Annotated in this window: 14 protein-coding genes; 1 reads left to right on the plus strand and 13 read right to left on the minus strand. The window is 52.7% G+C overall.

Annotation, left to right across the window (positions count from 1 at the left end; all coding sequences use genetic code 11):
• Positions 1-95: 95 nt before the first annotated feature.
• From IFO68_RS03230 to leuS, 8 genes are all read right to left on the minus strand, one after another.
• Positions 96-908 (minus strand): septal ring lytic transglycosylase RlpA family protein, encoded by an 813-nt coding sequence (locus IFO68_RS03230; RefSeq protein WP_192014587.1) that lies wholly within the window; start codon positions 906-908, stop codon positions 96-98.
• A complete protein-coding gene (gene mrdB / locus IFO68_RS03235) occupies positions 908-2,029 on the minus strand; it encodes a peptidoglycan glycosyltransferase MrdB (RefSeq protein WP_192014588.1) in 1,122 nt (373 codons plus the stop codon). Before mrdB ends, IFO68_RS03230 begins: the two co-directional genes overlap by 1 nt.
• Positions 2,026-3,963: a penicillin-binding protein 2 gene (gene mrdA, locus IFO68_RS03240; RefSeq protein ID WP_192014589.1), complete on the minus strand. Its 1,938-nt coding sequence runs from the start codon at positions 3,961-3,963 to the stop codon at positions 2,026-2,028. The genes mrdB and mrdA overlap by 4 nt, the downstream gene beginning before the upstream one ends.
• A 5-nt stretch (positions 3,964-3,968) precedes the next feature.
• Entirely contained in the window at positions 3,969-4,439 is a 471-nt protein-coding gene (rlmH, locus tag IFO68_RS03245; protein ID WP_192014590.1) for a 23S rRNA (pseudouridine(1915)-N(3))-methyltransferase RlmH, read from the minus strand.
• Positions 4,440-4,446: 7 nt separating this feature from the next.
• On the minus strand, positions 4,447-4,764 hold the full coding sequence (gene rsfS / locus IFO68_RS03250) for a ribosome silencing factor (protein WP_192014591.1): 318 nt from the start codon (positions 4,762-4,764) through the stop codon (positions 4,447-4,449).
• Positions 4,765-4,936: 172 nt separating this feature from the next.
• Positions 4,937-5,968 (minus strand): DNA polymerase III subunit delta, encoded by a 1,032-nt coding sequence (holA, locus tag IFO68_RS03255; RefSeq protein WP_192014592.1) that lies wholly within the window; start codon positions 5,966-5,968, stop codon positions 4,937-4,939.
• Positions 5,965-6,612: an LPS-assembly lipoprotein LptE gene (locus IFO68_RS03260; RefSeq protein WP_237794733.1), complete on the minus strand. Its 648-nt coding sequence runs from the start codon at positions 6,610-6,612 to the stop codon at positions 5,965-5,967. Before IFO68_RS03260 ends, holA begins: the two co-directional genes overlap by 4 nt.
• Positions 6,613-6,691: 79 nt before the next feature.
• Complete coding sequence (gene leuS / locus IFO68_RS03265) at positions 6,692-9,268, minus strand: leucine--tRNA ligase (RefSeq protein ID WP_192014593.1); 2,577 nt, start codon at positions 9,266-9,268, stop codon at positions 6,692-6,694.
• A gap of 214 nt (positions 9,269-9,482) precedes the next feature.
• Between leuS and IFO68_RS03270 the strand changes: the two genes are divergently transcribed.
• The gene (locus IFO68_RS03270; RefSeq protein WP_027253806.1) at positions 9,483-9,965 is read left to right on the plus strand and encodes a zinc ribbon-containing protein; all 483 of its coding nucleotides are present in this window, start codon (positions 9,483-9,485) and stop codon (positions 9,963-9,965) included.
• Between the two features lie 65 nt (positions 9,966-10,030).
• Here IFO68_RS03270 and lnt read toward each other — a convergent pair whose 3' ends face one another.
• The 5 genes from lnt to miaB form a co-directional block, all read right to left on the minus strand.
• Positions 10,031-11,590: an apolipoprotein N-acyltransferase gene (gene lnt / locus IFO68_RS03275; protein WP_192014594.1), complete on the minus strand. Its 1,560-nt coding sequence runs from the start codon at positions 11,588-11,590 to the stop codon at positions 10,031-10,033.
• Positions 11,590-12,462: a CNNM family magnesium/cobalt transport protein CorC gene (gene corC / locus IFO68_RS03280; protein ID WP_192014595.1), complete on the minus strand. Its 873-nt coding sequence runs from the start codon at positions 12,460-12,462 to the stop codon at positions 11,590-11,592. The genes lnt and corC overlap by 1 nt, the downstream gene beginning before the upstream one ends.
• Before the next feature lie 97 nt (positions 12,463-12,559).
• Positions 12,560-13,024: an rRNA maturation RNase YbeY gene (gene ybeY, locus IFO68_RS03285; RefSeq protein WP_192014596.1), complete on the minus strand. Its 465-nt coding sequence runs from the start codon at positions 13,022-13,024 to the stop codon at positions 12,560-12,562.
• A gap of 8 nt (positions 13,025-13,032) precedes the next feature.
• The gene (locus IFO68_RS03290) at positions 13,033-14,097 is read right to left on the minus strand and encodes a PhoH family protein (protein ID WP_192015030.1); all 1,065 of its coding nucleotides are present in this window, start codon (positions 14,095-14,097) and stop codon (positions 13,033-13,035) included.
• Between the two features lie 75 nt (positions 14,098-14,172).
• On the minus strand, positions 14,173-15,597 hold the full coding sequence (miaB, locus tag IFO68_RS03295; protein WP_192014597.1) for a tRNA (N6-isopentenyl adenosine(37)-C2)-methylthiotransferase MiaB: 1,425 nt from the start codon (positions 15,595-15,597) through the stop codon (positions 14,173-14,175).
• Between the last annotated feature and the right edge of the window lie 22 nt (positions 15,598-15,619).

Below are 15,619 nucleotides of genomic sequence, written 5' to 3' on the forward strand. Positions count from 1 at the left end.
AGCTTGTTTAAACAGTTCTCAACCAGAGGAATAGTGGTTCATTGAGGGATCTTGTGAAATTTTTACATTCTTTTGTCAGACTTTGCCCTGACAAATTAGTTCAACTCACGTTGTTCAGAAACGACAAATGCTTCCGGGAATTGGCTCGCCCTGGCTTTATTTCTTTGTATCTCGGCTTCACCTGAGTCGAGGTACGGACCCAGGCGAAGCCGATAGACGGCGGCGGACTCGGCTTTTTTTACATCAACCTGGGTGTTGAACTCTGATTTGAGCTTCTGAGCGGCGAGTTGGGCTTTATTGAGATCACTGAATGCTGCCAATTGCACAAAGAACCATTTGGGATTTGCGCTTTGCCATTCAGCAGTAGAGTCTGGTTTGGGCATCTGCAGCAGCTCAATTTTGACCGGCGCCGTGCCGTGACCCACCACATCCAGTTTGGTGGCCGCTGCCATGCTGAGATCTATGATACGCCCTTCATGGAACGGGCCGCGGTCATTGACCCGGACAATGGCACTTTTGCCATTGCTGGTGTTGGTGACTCTGACATAGCTGGGTAACGGTAAGGTTTTATGCGCCGCTGTCATCGAATACATGTCATAAATTTCGCCGTTAGACGTTTTGTGACCATGAAACTTTTTGCCGTACCATGAGGCCAGCCCTTCTTCGCTAAAAGGCTGCTCGGCCGGTACAATGGCGTAGGCCTGGCCTCTCAGCGTGTAATCTTTATTGCCGGCCAGACTTTTGGGTTCGTACCTTGGCTGTGCATCTTCAATGTGATCCAGGGTGGGGGAACTCTCTGGCGCGTGGTCATCTTTTATCTGATAGCGATCGGAGTGAGTCGTGCTGCACCCTGCCATGAGCAGGGTGACACTGAGTGAAAAAGCGAGTGATTTGGACACTGTGTGCATCAGTTAGCCTTGGACAACATTTTTCTGTGGGTGTGGATAGACATCAGGATACCGAAACCTGCCATCAGGGTGACCATGGAGGTGCCGCCGTAGCTGACCAGGGGCAGCGGAACGCCGACCACAGGCAATAAGCCACTGACCATGCCAATATTGACGAATACATAAACAAAAAAGCTCAATACGATACTGCCTGCCATCATACGGCCAAAGGCGGTTTGTGCCCGGCTGGCCAGTAGCAGCCCGCGGCCGATAACGAACAGATACAGGGCCAGCAGGCCGATGACCCCGGACAGTCCCCATTCCTCTGCGATGACAGCAAAAATGAAGTCGGTATGGCGTTCCGGCAAAAACTCCAGCTGTGACTGGGTGCCGTGGAGCCAGCCTTTACCGGTAATACCGCCTGAACCAATGGCAATTTTCGACTGAATGATGTGATAACCCGCGCCGAGTGGATCGGACTCAGGGTTAAACAGTGTCAGTACCCGGGTGCGCTGATAATCATGCATCAGGAAGAACCAGAGCACCGGGATGAACGCACCGATCAGCATGCCGGCAAAAATAATAATCCGCCAGCTGATGCCGGACAGAAAAAGCACAAATACCCCGGATGCGGCGATCAGGATCGATGTGCCCAGATCGGGTTGTTTGGCAATTAGAATGGTTGGCACGAAAATCATCAGGGTTGCGATGATAATATTTTTCAGGCTGGGGGGCAGCGGGTGGTTTCCGATAAAACGGGCCACCATTAAGGGGACAGCCAGCTTGATCAATTCAGAAGGCTGGAAACGGACGACGCCCAGATCCAGCCAGCGCTGTGCCCCTTTGGAAATTTCGCCCACCAGCAGTACTCCCACCAGCAGCAGTAAGCCGACCCCGAACAGATAGGGAGCCCAGGCTTCATAGTGGCGAGGGGCAATCTGGGCCAGGATGAACATCACCGCCAGAGACAGCAGCATACGGACCGCCTGGCGTTCCATCATGTCAAGGTTCTGGCCGCTGGCACTGTACATGACGACCAGGGCGAATCCCATCAGCGTTAGGATCCCCAATAATAAAGGAACGTCGATATGCAGGCGATCACTCAAGGTGGCTTTGCTGCCTGCCGCAGCCATGATACTCATTGCGAAACCTCAGCCAATGTCGATTTATCTTTGTCATCTTGATTGAGCAGCATATGGTCAAAAATCTGCCTTGCGACCGGGCCACCATTACTGGAACCGCCACCGGCATTTTCAAGCACCATTGCCACTACGTATTCAGGGTGCTCAAAGGGGGCAAAAGCGGTGAACAGCGCGTGGTCTCGCAGATGTTCTTCAAGCTCTTCGGCATTATATTCTTCATCTTCAGCCAGTCCGAAAACCTGGGCTGAACCGGATTTACCGCCAGCTTTGTATTCTGCGCCGTAGAAAGAGCGTCTTGCCGTCCCGCGGTTGCCATGCAGTACCCGGTACATACCATCTTTGGCGACCTGCCAGTATTTAGGATCGACACCGGAAATGGGCGGAAAAACTTCGTACTTGGCGGGGATTTCTCCATCGGCATCCATAATGCTTTTCAGCAAATGCGGCGCCCGGACAACACCGTCATTGACCAGTACTGTGGTCGCTTTGGCTATCTGCAATGGCGTTGATGTCCAGTACCCTTGCCCGATCCCGACAGGAATGGTGTCGCCCTGATACCAGGGCTGGCGGAAACGTGCCTGTTTCCATTCGCGGGTAGGCATGTTTGCTTTGCTCTCTTCCGCAATATCAATCCCGGTATATTCACCGTAGCCAAACTTGCTCATCCATGATGATAACCTGTCGATCCCCATGTCATAGGCAATCTGATAGAAAAAGGTATCGACTGACTCTTCAATGGCTTTGTGGATACTGACTTTGCCGTGACCCCAGCGCAGCCAGTCACGGAATGGCCGGCTGTTGGTGTTCGGGATTTTCCAGTAGCCAGGATCGTTGCGTGTCGTCCGTGTTGTGATGACGCCTTCGGCTAAGGCTGCCACAGCAATCGCCGGTTTGACGGTTGAGGCCGGCGGGTAAATCCCCAGAGTAACCCGGTTCACCAGCGGCCTGTCTTTGTCATTGAGTAATTCGTTGTACTGTTTCGAAGAAATGCCATGTACGAACAGGTTAGGGTCATAACTCGGGCTGGAAACCATCGCAAGCACGGAGGAATCTTCTGGATCCATCACCACCACAGAACCCCGTTTCAGCTTGGTGTATTCTTCACCGGTTTCCGGGTCGATTTTCTTTTCAGTCAGCAGCTCTTTAACATACAACTGCAGACCAATATCCAGATTCAGGCGCAGATCTTTGCCCGGCACAGGCGGTACATATTTCAGGGTGCGGATGATACGGCCGCGGCTGTTGACTTCGACTTCCTGGTAGCCAGAGGTGCCGTGCAGCAACTCTTCATAGTATTTTTCAATGCCCAGCTTGCCGATATCCCGGGTGGCCTTGTAGTTGTTAAGGCGCTCTTCCCTGTCCAGCATCTCTAGATCCCTGTCATTGATTTTTGCCACATAACCAAGCACATGGGTGAGCGCGTCGCCGTAAGGGTAGTAACGTTTCAGGTAGGCTTTAACTTCCACACCCGGAAAACGGTGCTGATTAACGGAGAAAAGGGCGACTTCTTTTTCGGTCAGCTGGTTACGCAGCGGTACAGAGTTAAAGCGCCGGGTACGGCGACGCTCTTTGTCAAAGCGTTCAACCTCTTCCTCTGTGATCCCCAGCAGTGATTTCAGACGGCCAAAGGTATCATCCAGATCCGGGACTTTCTCTGTGACCACTTCCAGCGAATACACTGGCCTGTTTTCGGCCAGTAATACACCGTTACGGTCGTAAATCATGCCGCGGTTAGGCGAGACAGGGACAATTTTGATGCGGTTGTCATTGGAGCGGGTCTGATAATCTTCAAACTCACGAACCTGAATGTGATACAGGTTCGCAATCAGCACACCAATCAAAGCAAAGATACCGACAAAGGAGAAGACCGCTCGTCTGAAAAACAGAGACGATTCGGCCTGATGATCCCGGATCTGAAGTCGCTTTCTGCGCATGCCGTCTATTCCCTGTGGTATGGGTGGTTGGCTGTGATGCTCCAGGCCCGGTAAAGGCTTTCGGCCATCACAATACGCACCAGCGGATGTGGCAGCGTTAACGGAGACAGGGACCAGCTTTGTTCTGCAGCGGCTTTACAGGCCGGTGCCAGACCTTCAGGTCCGCCAATCAGTATAGACACATCCCGGCCGTCCAGTTTCCAGCTTTCCATCTGATCGGCCAGTTGTTCTGTGTCCCAGCGTTTACCCGGAATATCTAAGGTGACAATGCGGTTGCCTTTGGCAACGGCAGCCAGCATAGCCTCGCCTTCTTTTTGCAGAATACGGGCTATATCCGCATTTTTACCCCGTTTGCCGGCTGTAATTTCAATCAGTTCCAGCGGCATATCTTTAGGAAAACGGCGGCGGTATTCCTCAAAGCCGGTTTCTACCCATTTAGGCATTTTTGTGCCGACCGCGATCAGTTGCAACTTCATCCGTCAGTTAGCCCCAAAGCTTCTCCAGTTGGTAAAGCTGACGCGCATCTTCTTGCATGATGTGCAGCATGACGCTTCCCATATCAACCACGACCCATTCAGCGTCTTCTTCGCCACTGATACCAAACGGCGGGAAGTCTATCAGTTTGGAGGCAGTGTTGACATTGTCTGCAATCGAAGCGACGTGGCGGTTTGAAGTACCGGTACAAACGACCATGAGATCAGTAATGCTGGATTTGCCGCGCACATCCAGAGTGACTATGTCCAGGGCTTTCATGTCATCAATTTTGTCAATGACGAAGTCGTGTAGTTCTTGTAGCTGCAAAGGGGTCTCCCTCAATTCAGTCTTCTCTTGTTATTAGAGTCAGGTGGGCCGATCGGGTTCACATTTTAACGCTGGAGTATACCATGCTCAATTCTGGCTGACGCTTGCGTGGTGCAGTGATGTACAGATTTTTTGAGCATCAGCCAGTTTTAACAATAATTTGCCAGCGGTGTCAGTGGGACTGCAAAGGTAAGCCCTTACTCAGTCCGCACATCATGGCGCATAATGTGCTTAAACCGGGCCAGATACTGGTGTCATAGTCGGTTTTAGCCTGGCGTTCAAGCTGACTGAGTTGTTGGATAGCTGTTAGCAGAGCAGGTAAGGGTAATCGGTGCAAGGCGCCCACATAGAGTTCACGCCGGTTTTGCCAAACCCGAAAATTTTCGAGGATCCGGTTCAGGGGGATTCCCTGTTTACCCATTTCCTGCATGCGGTACAGCTGGGTCAGTTCACGTTGCAAGGTACGCAGAATAATAATAGCTTCCACCCCTTCGGCTTCGAGCTGACGCACAATGCGCTGACTGCGTTTTGCCTGACCGGCCAGTAAGGCATCCAGCAGCTGAAACGGGGTGTAGTGGTTATGGCGGCTAAGCGCCTCCTGAATCCGGGGCACGGTCAGGGTGCCGTCAGGATAAATCAGGGTGAGTTTGTGCAGACTCTGTGCCAGTGCCAGCAGGTTACCTTCATGCCACTGAGCCAGTATCTGTATGGTTTCTGCATCGGCATTCAGCCCCAGTTGCTGACAACGCTGCTGGATGAAGCGGGGTAGCTGACGGGCATCAGGCGTATTGCAGGGCACATATATCCCCTGAGTCGTGAGCGCTTTAAACCAGGCGCTGCTTTCTTGTTTTTTATTGAGACGCGGGCCCTGCACCAGCAACAGGATATCCGGATGTAAAGCATCAATCACTGTTTGCAGTGATTTGGCCTGAGTCGCCGTGATACCGCTGTCCGGCATGGTCAGTTCGATGATCTGGCGTGAAGAGAACAAACTCAGCGCCTGGCAATTATCCAGTACTTCATTCCAGTCCAGCTGATTATCTATGCTGTGGCTGTGTCGCTCGAGAAAACCGGCGTCTTTGGCCTGTTGCCGCACCCGGTCAGCCGTTTCCTGTAACAGCAAAGGTTCGTTGCCAGCAAGCAGATAAGCGGAGGCTAACCCCTGTTTTAATCGCTCAGCCAGCTGTTCCGGGTAGATCCTCATTGCGCCGCGCTGTCCATGGTGTCGAACATCCGATCTGCGGCCTGTTTATCGGCATCGGTTTCTGTCTCAATTGTTGTGACACTGCCATTGGCGTCGCTGGCAGAACGCTCTGCATTGTCAGAGTCTGACTGGTTCAGGTCGGCGGTCAGACGGGCAAGCTGACGCATAATCTGGCGCGAGGCCTGCTGGCGCATTTCATCGAGCAACATATCGCGTTCCACCGACTTTGCCAGTGCGGTTAACGGGTTATCCAGAAAGCTGCGGTTAACTTTAGTGGTAAAGCGCTTGGCCCCTTTTTCAGGCACCACCACCTGATAGTTGACGGTATAGGTCAGTTCGTACTCGGCGGCACGGCTGTTCTGGTATAAGGATAAGGTACGCTCCCCCTGAGATTCACTGATCAGATGCAGATTGGGCACCTGAGACGATGGCGGAACGGCTTCAATACCGTGCAGTTTGAACTGGGATTTCACCATACGGGTCAGCGGGCCGTATTTATCAAAGCTGGTCAGAGACAGGCGGGCAATATCGTCGGGCAGCATGTAGTTACCACGTAAATGGAAGCCGCATGATGCAGTGGCCAGCGCCAGTACGACGACAAAGACCAGACGGAAACGGGACAGTAGGGATGACGCTGCGCTCACCGTGTCTACTCCTTAGTAACAAATTCGAGAGTGAAAGAGAAAACGCCTTCCCACTGGGAAGGCGTTGTTGGTATGCCTGTTAGTTGGCAACAATGTTCAGCAGCTTGCCCGGCACGTAAATCACCTTGCGAATAGTTTTATCGTCGGTGAATTTGGTGACGTTCTCGTCTGACAGTGCCAGCGCTTCTACCTGATCTTTACCAGCATCTGCCGCGACAGTCAGTTTGGCGCGCAGTTTACCGTTAACCTGAACTATGATGAGCTTCTCATCTTCCACCATAGCGTTGTCATCGGCAACCGGCCAGTCAGCATGATCCACCTTAGACTCACCCAGTGCATGCCACAGTTCAAAACAGATATGCGGGGTGATTGGGTACAGCATACGGACAACCGCTTTCAGGGCTTCGTCCAGCAGGGCACGATCCTGGGCGCTGTCTTGTGGTGCTTTACCCAGCTTGTTCATCAGCTCCATGATAGCCGCAATAGCTGTGTTGAACGTCTGACGACGGCCAATATCATCGCTGACTTTGGCGATGGTTTTGTGAACATCACGGCGCAGCGCTTTCTGATCGGCGTTCAGTGCTGAAGCATCCAGTGCTTCGACCACACCTTTTGCCGAATGTTCAAAGACCAGTTTCCAGACTCGTTTCAGGAAGCGGTTGGCACCTTCCACGCCAGATTCCTGCCACTCCAGCGTCATATCAGCCGGCGAGGCGAACATCATGAACAGGCGAACGGTATCCGCGCCGTACTTGTCGACCATTTCCTGCGGGTCGATGCCGTTGTTCTTCGACTTCGACATCTTGGTCATGCCTGAGTGCACCAGTTCGTTACCTTGCTCGTCAGTGGCTTTGGTAATGCGGCCTTTTTCGTCACGCTCCAGAGTCACCTCTGTTGGCGATACCCAGACTTTGGCGCCTTTTTCGCTGGTGTAGTAGAAGGCATCTGCCAGTACCATACCCTGACATAAAAGCTGTTTGAATGGCTCGTCGCTCGTCACCATACCGCTGTCGCGCAGCAGTTTGTGGAAGAAACGTGAGTACAGCAGGTGCATACAGGCATGTTCAATACCGCCGATGTACTGGTCAACCGGCAGCCAGTAGTTGGCGGCATCAGAATTCAGCATTTCGTCCGCCTGAGGTGAGCAGTAACGCGCGTAATACCAGGACGATTCCATAAAGGTGTCGAAGGTATCGGTTTCGCGCAGCGCCGGTTCACCGTTAAAGGTGGTTTCTGCCCAGCTCTTGTCTGCTTTGATCGGGCTGGTCACGCCGTCCATCACCACATCTTCCGGCAGGATCACCGGTAGCTGATCGGCAGGGACAGGATGGACTTCGCCGTCCGGGGTGGTAACCATAGGAATCGGTGCACCCCAGTAACGCTGGCGGGAAACCCCCCAGTCACGCAGGCGGAAGTTGACGGTTTTCTTGCCTTTACCTTCGGTTTCCAGCTTGGCGGCAATCGCATCGAACGCCGCCTGGAAATCCAGACCGTCGAATTCGCCAGAGTCGAACAGCACGCCTTTTTCGGTGTAAGCTGCTTCACTGATATCCAGTTCGCTGCCGTCGGCCGGCTTGATAACAGGAACGATATCCAGCCCGTACTTGGTGGCGAATTCAAAGTCACGCTGATCATGGGCAGGTACGGCCATCACAGCGCCTGTTCCGTAGTCCATCAGCACAAAGTTAGCGACATAGACAGGCACGCGGCGGCCATTGAGAGGGTGAACGGCATACAGGCCAGTGGCCATGCCTTTCTTCTCCATGGTAGCCAGTTCGGCCTCTGCCACTTTGGTGTTCTTACACTCTTCAATGAAGGCAGCCAGTGCAGGATTGTTCTTGGTGGCCAGATCAGCCAGAGGATGACCGGCGGCAATGCCGACGTAAGTCACCCCCATCAGGGTGTCCGGACGTGTGGTATAGACTTCCAGTGGTGTGTCCTGGCCTTCAACGGCGAAGGACAGCTCAACACCTTCAGAGCGGCCAATCCAGTTGCGCTGCATGGTTTTGACCATCTCAGGCCAGCCTTCCAGGTTGTCCAGATCGTCCAGCAGCTCCTGGGCGTAAGCCGTGATCTTAATAAACCACTGCGGAATTTCTTTTTGCTCTACTGGTGTATCACAACGCCAGCAGCAGCCGTCTTCAACCTGCTCGTTGGCCAGCACTGTCTGGTCATTCGGGCACCAGTTTACGGAAGAGGTTTTCTTGTAGACCAGGCCTTTGCTATACAGCTTGGTAAAGAATTCCTGCTCCCAGCGGTAGTATTCCGGGGTGCAGGTAGCAAACTCACGGTTCCAGTCGTAACCAAAGCCCAGTAATTTCAGCTGGTTCTTCATGTAGTCGATGTTTTCGTAAGTCCACGGCGCAGGGGCGGTGTTGTTCTTCACCGCGGCATTCTCTGCTGGCAGACCGAATGCGTCCCAGCCGATTGGCTGCATTACATTCTTGCCCTGCAGGCGCTGATAACGGGAAATCACATCACCGATGGTGTAGTTACGCACGTGGCCCATGTGCAGACGTCCACTTGGGTACGGGAACATGGAGAGACAGTAGAATTTTTCTTTATTAGGGTCTTCACTTACAACAAAGGTTTGGTTGTTGTCCCAATGTGCTTGAACTTTAGGTTCAATGTCCTGTGGACGGTATTGTTCTTGCATCGATGACTTCCGGAATCGTTGTGAGTTAATACAAACACAGTCAAAATAATCGACATAGAATAACTAAAGGTAAAGGTAGCAACAATAGCTGAGGCCGAATAGGCCGGTTATTATCATTATTCAGCCACGGATTGCCCGTGCCGGACTGGTTACTGACCCGGCGCTATGTGTCAGGGTGCCTATGTCCGGCGGATCAAGCCTAGGAGAAACTCACATGGCTAAAGAAAAAGATGCGTATGAATCCATGTTGGAAGAGATCACGGAAGCCCTCAAGCATAGCCCTGATGAACTGAAACATTGGATTGATACCAGTGAAAAGTATCGCACCGCGGCCAGTGACATGACCAAAGATGAACTGGCGCTGATACGTGCATATTTCAAACGGGATCTGAAAGAATTCGGGCAAAACGTGCAGGAAAGCCCGACCCCTTTCTCTGAAAGTCCGTTTTACAAACTGGTGACCGAGACGATTTGGGAAGGGTTGGCTGAGGTGACAGATAAGACACAGCTGGAATGGTTAGAGGTCATGGACGATATCAAGCATCAGGGCATCTATAAAGCCGGTGAAGTGGTTGGCCTGGGTAATCTGGTCTGCGAGCAGTGCGGACATCATGAACAGTACACGCACGTGCGGACGATTGAGCCCTGTACTAAGTGTGGACACACCCAATTCACCCGTCAGCCTCTGGCGCCGTAAAGCAGCTGCCGCTGACAAGCGACAGGGAGCCTGTTGCTCCCTGTCTGGTTGGATCTGTGTTTGATTTAATGGACGCCTTCTTGCGGGGTGGTGTCTCTGAAATCGCCCCGGCGGCGTTTAAGCAGTAGCCAGGAAACAGCAACGGACCAGAGTAAATACAAGTACAATGGCCAGCTGCCCAGCGTCGTGTAGGGCGTCAGACCCTTGGTCGGGGTTACAGTGGCACGCAGTACGCCGGTTTCGAACTGTGGCAGCTCTGCAATGATCTGACCCTGGTGATCGACAACGGCTGTCACGCCCGTGTTAGTGGCACGCAGTAAGGGTTTACCTGTTTCCAGAGCCCGCATCTGGGCGATTTCCATGTGCTGGTGCGGGCCAATGGAGCGGCCGAACCAGGCATCATTGGACAGGGTCAGCAGCATGTCGGTGCCCATGCCCACATTCTGGCGAACCTGCTCGCTGAAGGCGATTTCATAACACAGAGCCGGAGCCAGGGCATAACCCTTGGCTTCCAGATTGGTCTGGACAAAACTGCCGCGGCTGAATGATGACATCGGCAGGTTGAAAAACGGGGCAATCGGACGCAGTAAGTCGCCGAAAGGTACAAATTCACCAAACGGCAGCAAATGGTGCTTGCTGTACCGGCTGGCAGTATCGTAGTGGTATTGACCGTCACGGTTGATACCCAGCGTCAGTATATTGTTGAAAAACTCACCCTGTTCGGTTTTATCTAGCACACCTGTAATTACCGCACTTTGATTTAAACGGGCGGCTTCATCGAGATGACTGAGGAAGGTCTCTACCTGTTTTTCCAGCGCGGGAATTGCTGCTTCCGGCCAGATGATAATATCAGCATCCCAGTTTTCACGGGTGAGATCTAAGTATTTCATCAGGGTTGGCCAGCGTTGCTCAGGTTGCCATTTCAGTGCCTGCGGGACATTGCCTTGCACCAGCGCGACCTTGACCGGTTTATACGGTTCAGTCTGAACCCATTCAATGCCTTTCGCCTGATACGCCAGCAGCAAGACAAGAACCGGCACGGTCAGGGGGCGCCAGTTACGGTAATAGCCGGCGGCAACCAGCGCACCACAACTCAGCACCAGTGCGAGCGTCAGACCTTCAACCCCGAGGATCGGCGCGAAACTGGCCAGCGGGCCGTGAATTTGCCCGTAACCCATCCACAACCAGGGAAAACCGGTAAACAACCAGCCTCTGACCCAGTCCAGCAGCAGCCAGAACACCGGGCCCAGCAACATCAGCTGGTGGAAAGGCCGACCCAGTCCGAACCGGGCAAATAAGGCGCCAAATAAGGCAGGGTAGAGCGCCAGATAACCAACCAGCAGCGCCATAAGGAACAGACCCGCAATGACGGGCATGCCGCCAAAGTCGGCAATGCTGACATGTACCCACCAAACGCCACTGCCGAATAATCCTAACCCCCATGATAAACCTGTCCAGAAGGCGGTTTTAGGGCGTTGATTCTGCAGCAGGGTAAAGAAAATAATCAGGGAGAGCGGGGCGAGATACCAGAGCTTATAAGGGGCGAAAGACAGGGTTGCCAGTGCGCCGGAAGGGACGGCCAGTAGCAGCCGTCCTGTCAGGTTTAGATTGTCGATTCGTCTCATCAGGGCGTCATCGTTGGTTGGTGTGCCTCCTGCGGCACTGTCACTTGTAATTGTATGACCCGGCGGCTGTCTGCGGCGGTGACTTTGAACGCATAGCCTTCCAGTTCGACCACTTCACCACGGGCTGGCAGGTGACCAAAGCTGGTCATGACCAATCCGCCTATGGTGTCGATATCGTTAGCACTGAAGTTGGTCTGGAACAGTTTATTGAAGTCATCGATAGTGGTTAATGCCTTCACATTCCAGGTGTGCTTACTTAACTGACGGATGTCCTGTTCTTCTTCATCGTCGAATTCATCTTCGATTTCACCAACGATTTGCTCCAGAATATCCTCGATAGTGATCAAGCCGGATACGCCACCAAACTCATCGACCACTATGGCCATGTGGTAGCGTTCTTCCCGAAATTCTTTCAGCAGGCGATCTACCCGCTTGCTCTCCGGCACAACAACTGCCGGGCGCAGAATGGCGCTGAGGTCAAATGGCTCGCTGTCCGGGCGCAGGTAGCGCAGCAGATCTTTAGCCAGAAGAATACCTTCAACGTGGTCTTTATCATCACTGATGACCGGGTAGCGAGAGTGCTGGGCATCAACAATGATATCAATGAGGTCTTCAACCTTCTGTGAACGCTCTATGGTGGTCATTTGGGAGCGGGGAATCATGATATCCCGAACCCGCATCTCAGAAATCTGGATCACACCTTCGAGCATGTCGCGTGTGTGGTGATCAATCAGATCATTTTCTTCGGAATCACGGATCACATCGACCAGTTCTTCCTTATTCTGAGGTTCGCCCTGAAAGAGCTGGCCAATACGTTCAAAGAAGGTCTTTCGACTCGGACCGTCAGAATTTTGGGGGTTATCTTCGTTCATTGCTTTCTATTCAAATATGTGGACAGAGCCACGGAAGGTCGGCGTCGCCACAGGCGCAGCCGACAGTATCTTAGCCAAAGACAGCCAGAAGCTGATGTTAGTATTGGTCAGCTTCGTAAGGATTGGCAAACCCTAAACCTTGCATTATCTCGGTTTCCAGGGCTTCCATTTCTTCGGCTTCTTCGTCATCAATATGGTCATAACCTAGCAGATGAAGTGAGCCGTGTACAACCATATGTGCCCAGTGGGCAAACAAGGGTTTACTCTGCTCCCGCGCCTCACTTTCAACCACCTGACGACAGATAATCAGATCGCCCAACAGCTCCAGTTCTACACCCGGAGGCGCTTCAAACGGGAAAGACAGCACATTGGTGGGCTTGTCTTTCCCCCGGTATTCACTGTTGAGTGCCTGGCTTTCGGCTTCATCAACCAAGCGCACAGTCACTTCGGTTTCGGTTTGAAACGGAGTCACCGCCGCTTCCAGCCAGCGCTGAAAGTCAGCCTCAGTCGGCATGCCACTCTCATCAGCGGTGGCAAGCTGTAAATCCAGATAAATAGCCATCTGTATGATTATTCCGTTTCAGGACTGGCCTGACGCGCTTCCTGCTGGTCGCGACGGCGTTGTTCAGCCAGTTTTCGTTGTTTCTGATCTTCGCTCTCCCAGGCTTCATACGCCTGGACGATACGAGCTACAACAGGGTGACGTACTACGTCAGTTGCCTGGAAGAAGTTAAAGCTGATTTCATCCACATCGGCCAGCACTTCAATGGCATGGCGCAGCCCGGATCGCGCCCCGCGCGGCAAGTCGATCTGGGTCACGTCACCTGTGATCACGGCACGCGAGTTAAAGCCGATACGGGTCAGAAACATTTTCATCTGCTCTACTGTCGTATTCTGGCTTTCATCGAGAATAATGAAGGCATCGTTCAGTGTCCGGCCGCGCATGTACGCCAGCGGTGCCACTTCAATGACATTACGCTCAATGAGCTTTTCTACCCGCTCAAAACCCAGCATTTCGAACAAGGCATCGTAAAGCGGGCGCAGATACGGATCGACCTTCTGGCTTAGATCCCCCGGCAGGAAGCCCAGTTTTTCACCGGCTTCTACGGCAGGGCGGGTCAGCAGAATACGGCGGATTTCCTGGCGCTCCAGCGCATCAACCGCAGCGGCAACAGCCAGATAAGTTTTCCCCGTACCGGCAGGACCAATACCGAAGGTGATATCGTGACCAACCATATTGGCAATGTACTGCGCCTGGTTTGGTGTCCGCGGCTTGATGACGCCTTTCTTGGTCTTGATATGAATTTCTTTGCCGTAAGGGATACTTGAGCTCACATCTTGTTCCAGCACACCCGATTCTTTAATGGCGAGATGAATCTGCTCAGGCTCAATATCCGGGATCACGTTGCGTACCGGAGCGGTGTCAACATACAGATTCTTAAGGATATTGGCTGTGGCTTCGGCAGTGTGCGGCTGACCGACTATGCTGAAATTGTGACTGCGGTGGTTAATTTCAACGCCCAGACGGCGTTCCAGCTGCTTGATATTGTCGTCGAAAGGACCGCAAAGGCTGGCCAGGCGGTGGTTATCGGCGGGTTCGAGATTCAGTTCAACAGTAATAATTTTGCTCAAGATTTGCCTCTCTGTGGGCCACCCACTGTGACGGGTGGCCGGAATAGTTGGGCACAGGCAGAAATTTCTGTCCTCTTATTAAGGAGTATAAACGCCTACACCTATTTCATCTTCTTTACGGGTTTTCTCTATGACCTCGCTGGGAGACATAGCGATCCGCAGATTCATGTCTGCTTCAGTACGGACAAGTTCACCACGCAGGGAATTATTGAATACATCCGTGATTCTGACATCAACAAATTGGCCGATCAAATCCACTGAACCTTCAAAGTTCACCACACGGTTGTTCTCGGTACGGCCGCGCAGCTCCATGATGTTCTTTTTCGATGGCCCTTCCACCAGAATGCGCTGTTCAGTGTCCAGCATCTGGCGGGAGTAGCGCATTGCCTGCGCATTGATCTGCTGCTGCAGTTCATACAAACGCGCTTTCTTCACGTCTTCAGACAAATCACAAGGGTAATCGGCCGCTGGTGTCCCGGGGCGGGCTGAATAAATGAAGCTGAAACTCATGTCAAAGTCGACATCGCGGATCAGTTTCATGGTGTCCTGGAAGTCCTGATCGGACTCACCCGGGAAAGCGACGATAAAGTCGGAGCTGATGGTGATGTCCGGGCGAGCTTTACGCAGCTTGCGGATCTTGGATTTATACTCGATGGCAGTATGAGGCCGCTTCATCATCGCCAGGATACGGTCGGAACCGCTCTGAACCGGCAGGTGCAGGAAGCTGACCACTTCCGGCGTGTCTTCATAAACGGCAATAATGTCGTCGGTGAACTCAATCGGGTGGCTGGTGGTATAGCGAATGCGATCGATACCGTCAATTGCTGCCACCAGGCGCAATAACTCAGCAAATGAAGCGATCTCGCCATCGTGTGTCTCACCGCGGAAGGCATTCACATTCTGGCCCAGCAGGTTTACTTCACGTACGCCTTGCTCTGCCAGCTGAGCGATTTCAAACAGTACGTCATCCAGCGGGCGGCTGACTTCTTCACCACGGGTGTATGGCACCACACAGAAAGTACAGTATTTGGAGCAACCTTCCATGATAGACACGAACGCGGTAGGGCCTTCGGCCCGTGGTTCAGGCAGGCGGTCGAATTTCTCGATTTCCGGGAAAGAAATATCCATGACCGGCGCATCGGAAGACTGTGATGTGCTGATCATTTCAGGCAGACGGTGCAGCGTTTGCGGACCAAAGATCACATCGACATAGGGAGCACGATCCCGGATGGAATCCCCTTCCTGAGTAGCAACACAGCCGCCAACGCCAATCACCAGGCCTGGCTTTTTGTCTTTCAGCGTTTTCCAGCGGCCCAGCTGGTGGAAGACTTTTTCCTGTGCCTTTTCGCGAATAGAGCAGGTGTTAAGTAGCAGTACATCGGCTTCTGCTGGTTCTTCTGTTAATTCATAACCGCCATTGGCGTTGAGAAGATCGGCCATCTTGGATGAATCGTATTCATTCATCTGACAACCCCAGGTTTTGATAAGCAGTTTCTTCGCCATGTCTAACTCTTCACTCGTAGTG

The sequence above is a fragment of the Photobacterium arenosum genome, from assembly GCF_014841115.1.
Taxonomy (GTDB): domain Bacteria; phylum Pseudomonadota; class Gammaproteobacteria; order Enterobacterales; family Vibrionaceae; genus Photobacterium; species Photobacterium arenosum.

Bases quoted from the DNA above. Each gene is read 5' to 3' on its own strand.
- IFO68_RS03230 (WP_192014587.1), bottom strand. From the start codon at position 908: ATGCACACAGTGTCCAAATCACTCGCTTTTTCACTCAGTGTCACCCTG.
- mrdB (WP_192014588.1), bottom strand. From the start codon at position 2,029: ATGAGTATCATGGCTGCGGCAGGCAGCAAAGCCACCTTGAGTGATCGC.
- mrdA (WP_192014589.1), bottom strand. From the start codon at position 3,963: ATGCGCAGAAAGCGACTTCAGATCCGGGATCATCAGGCCGAATCGTCT.
- rlmH (WP_192014590.1), bottom strand. From the start codon at position 4,439: ATGAAGTTGCAACTGATCGCGGTCGGCACAAAAATGCCTAAATGGGTA.
- holA (WP_192014592.1), bottom strand. From the start codon at position 5,968: ATGAGGATCTACCCGGAACAGCTGGCTGAGCGATTAAAACAGGGGTTA.
- leuS (WP_192014593.1), bottom strand. From the start codon at position 9,268: ATGCAAGAACAATACCGTCCACAGGACATTGAACCTAAAGTTCAAGCA.
- IFO68_RS03270 (WP_027253806.1), top strand. From the start codon at position 9,483: ATGGCTAAAGAAAAAGATGCGTATGAATCCATGTTGGAAGAGATCACG.
- lnt (WP_192014594.1), bottom strand. From the start codon at position 11,590: ATGAGACGAATCGACAATCTAAACCTGACAGGACGGCTGCTACTGGCC.
- corC (WP_192014595.1), bottom strand. From the start codon at position 12,462: ATGAACGAAGATAACCCCCAAAATTCTGACGGTCCGAGTCGAAAGACC.
- ybeY (WP_192014596.1), bottom strand. From the start codon at position 13,024: ATGGCTATTTATCTGGATTTACAGCTTGCCACCGCTGATGAGAGTGGC.
- miaB (WP_192014597.1), bottom strand. From the start codon at position 15,597: ATGGCGAAGAAACTGCTTATCAAAACCTGGGGTTGTCAGATGAATGAA.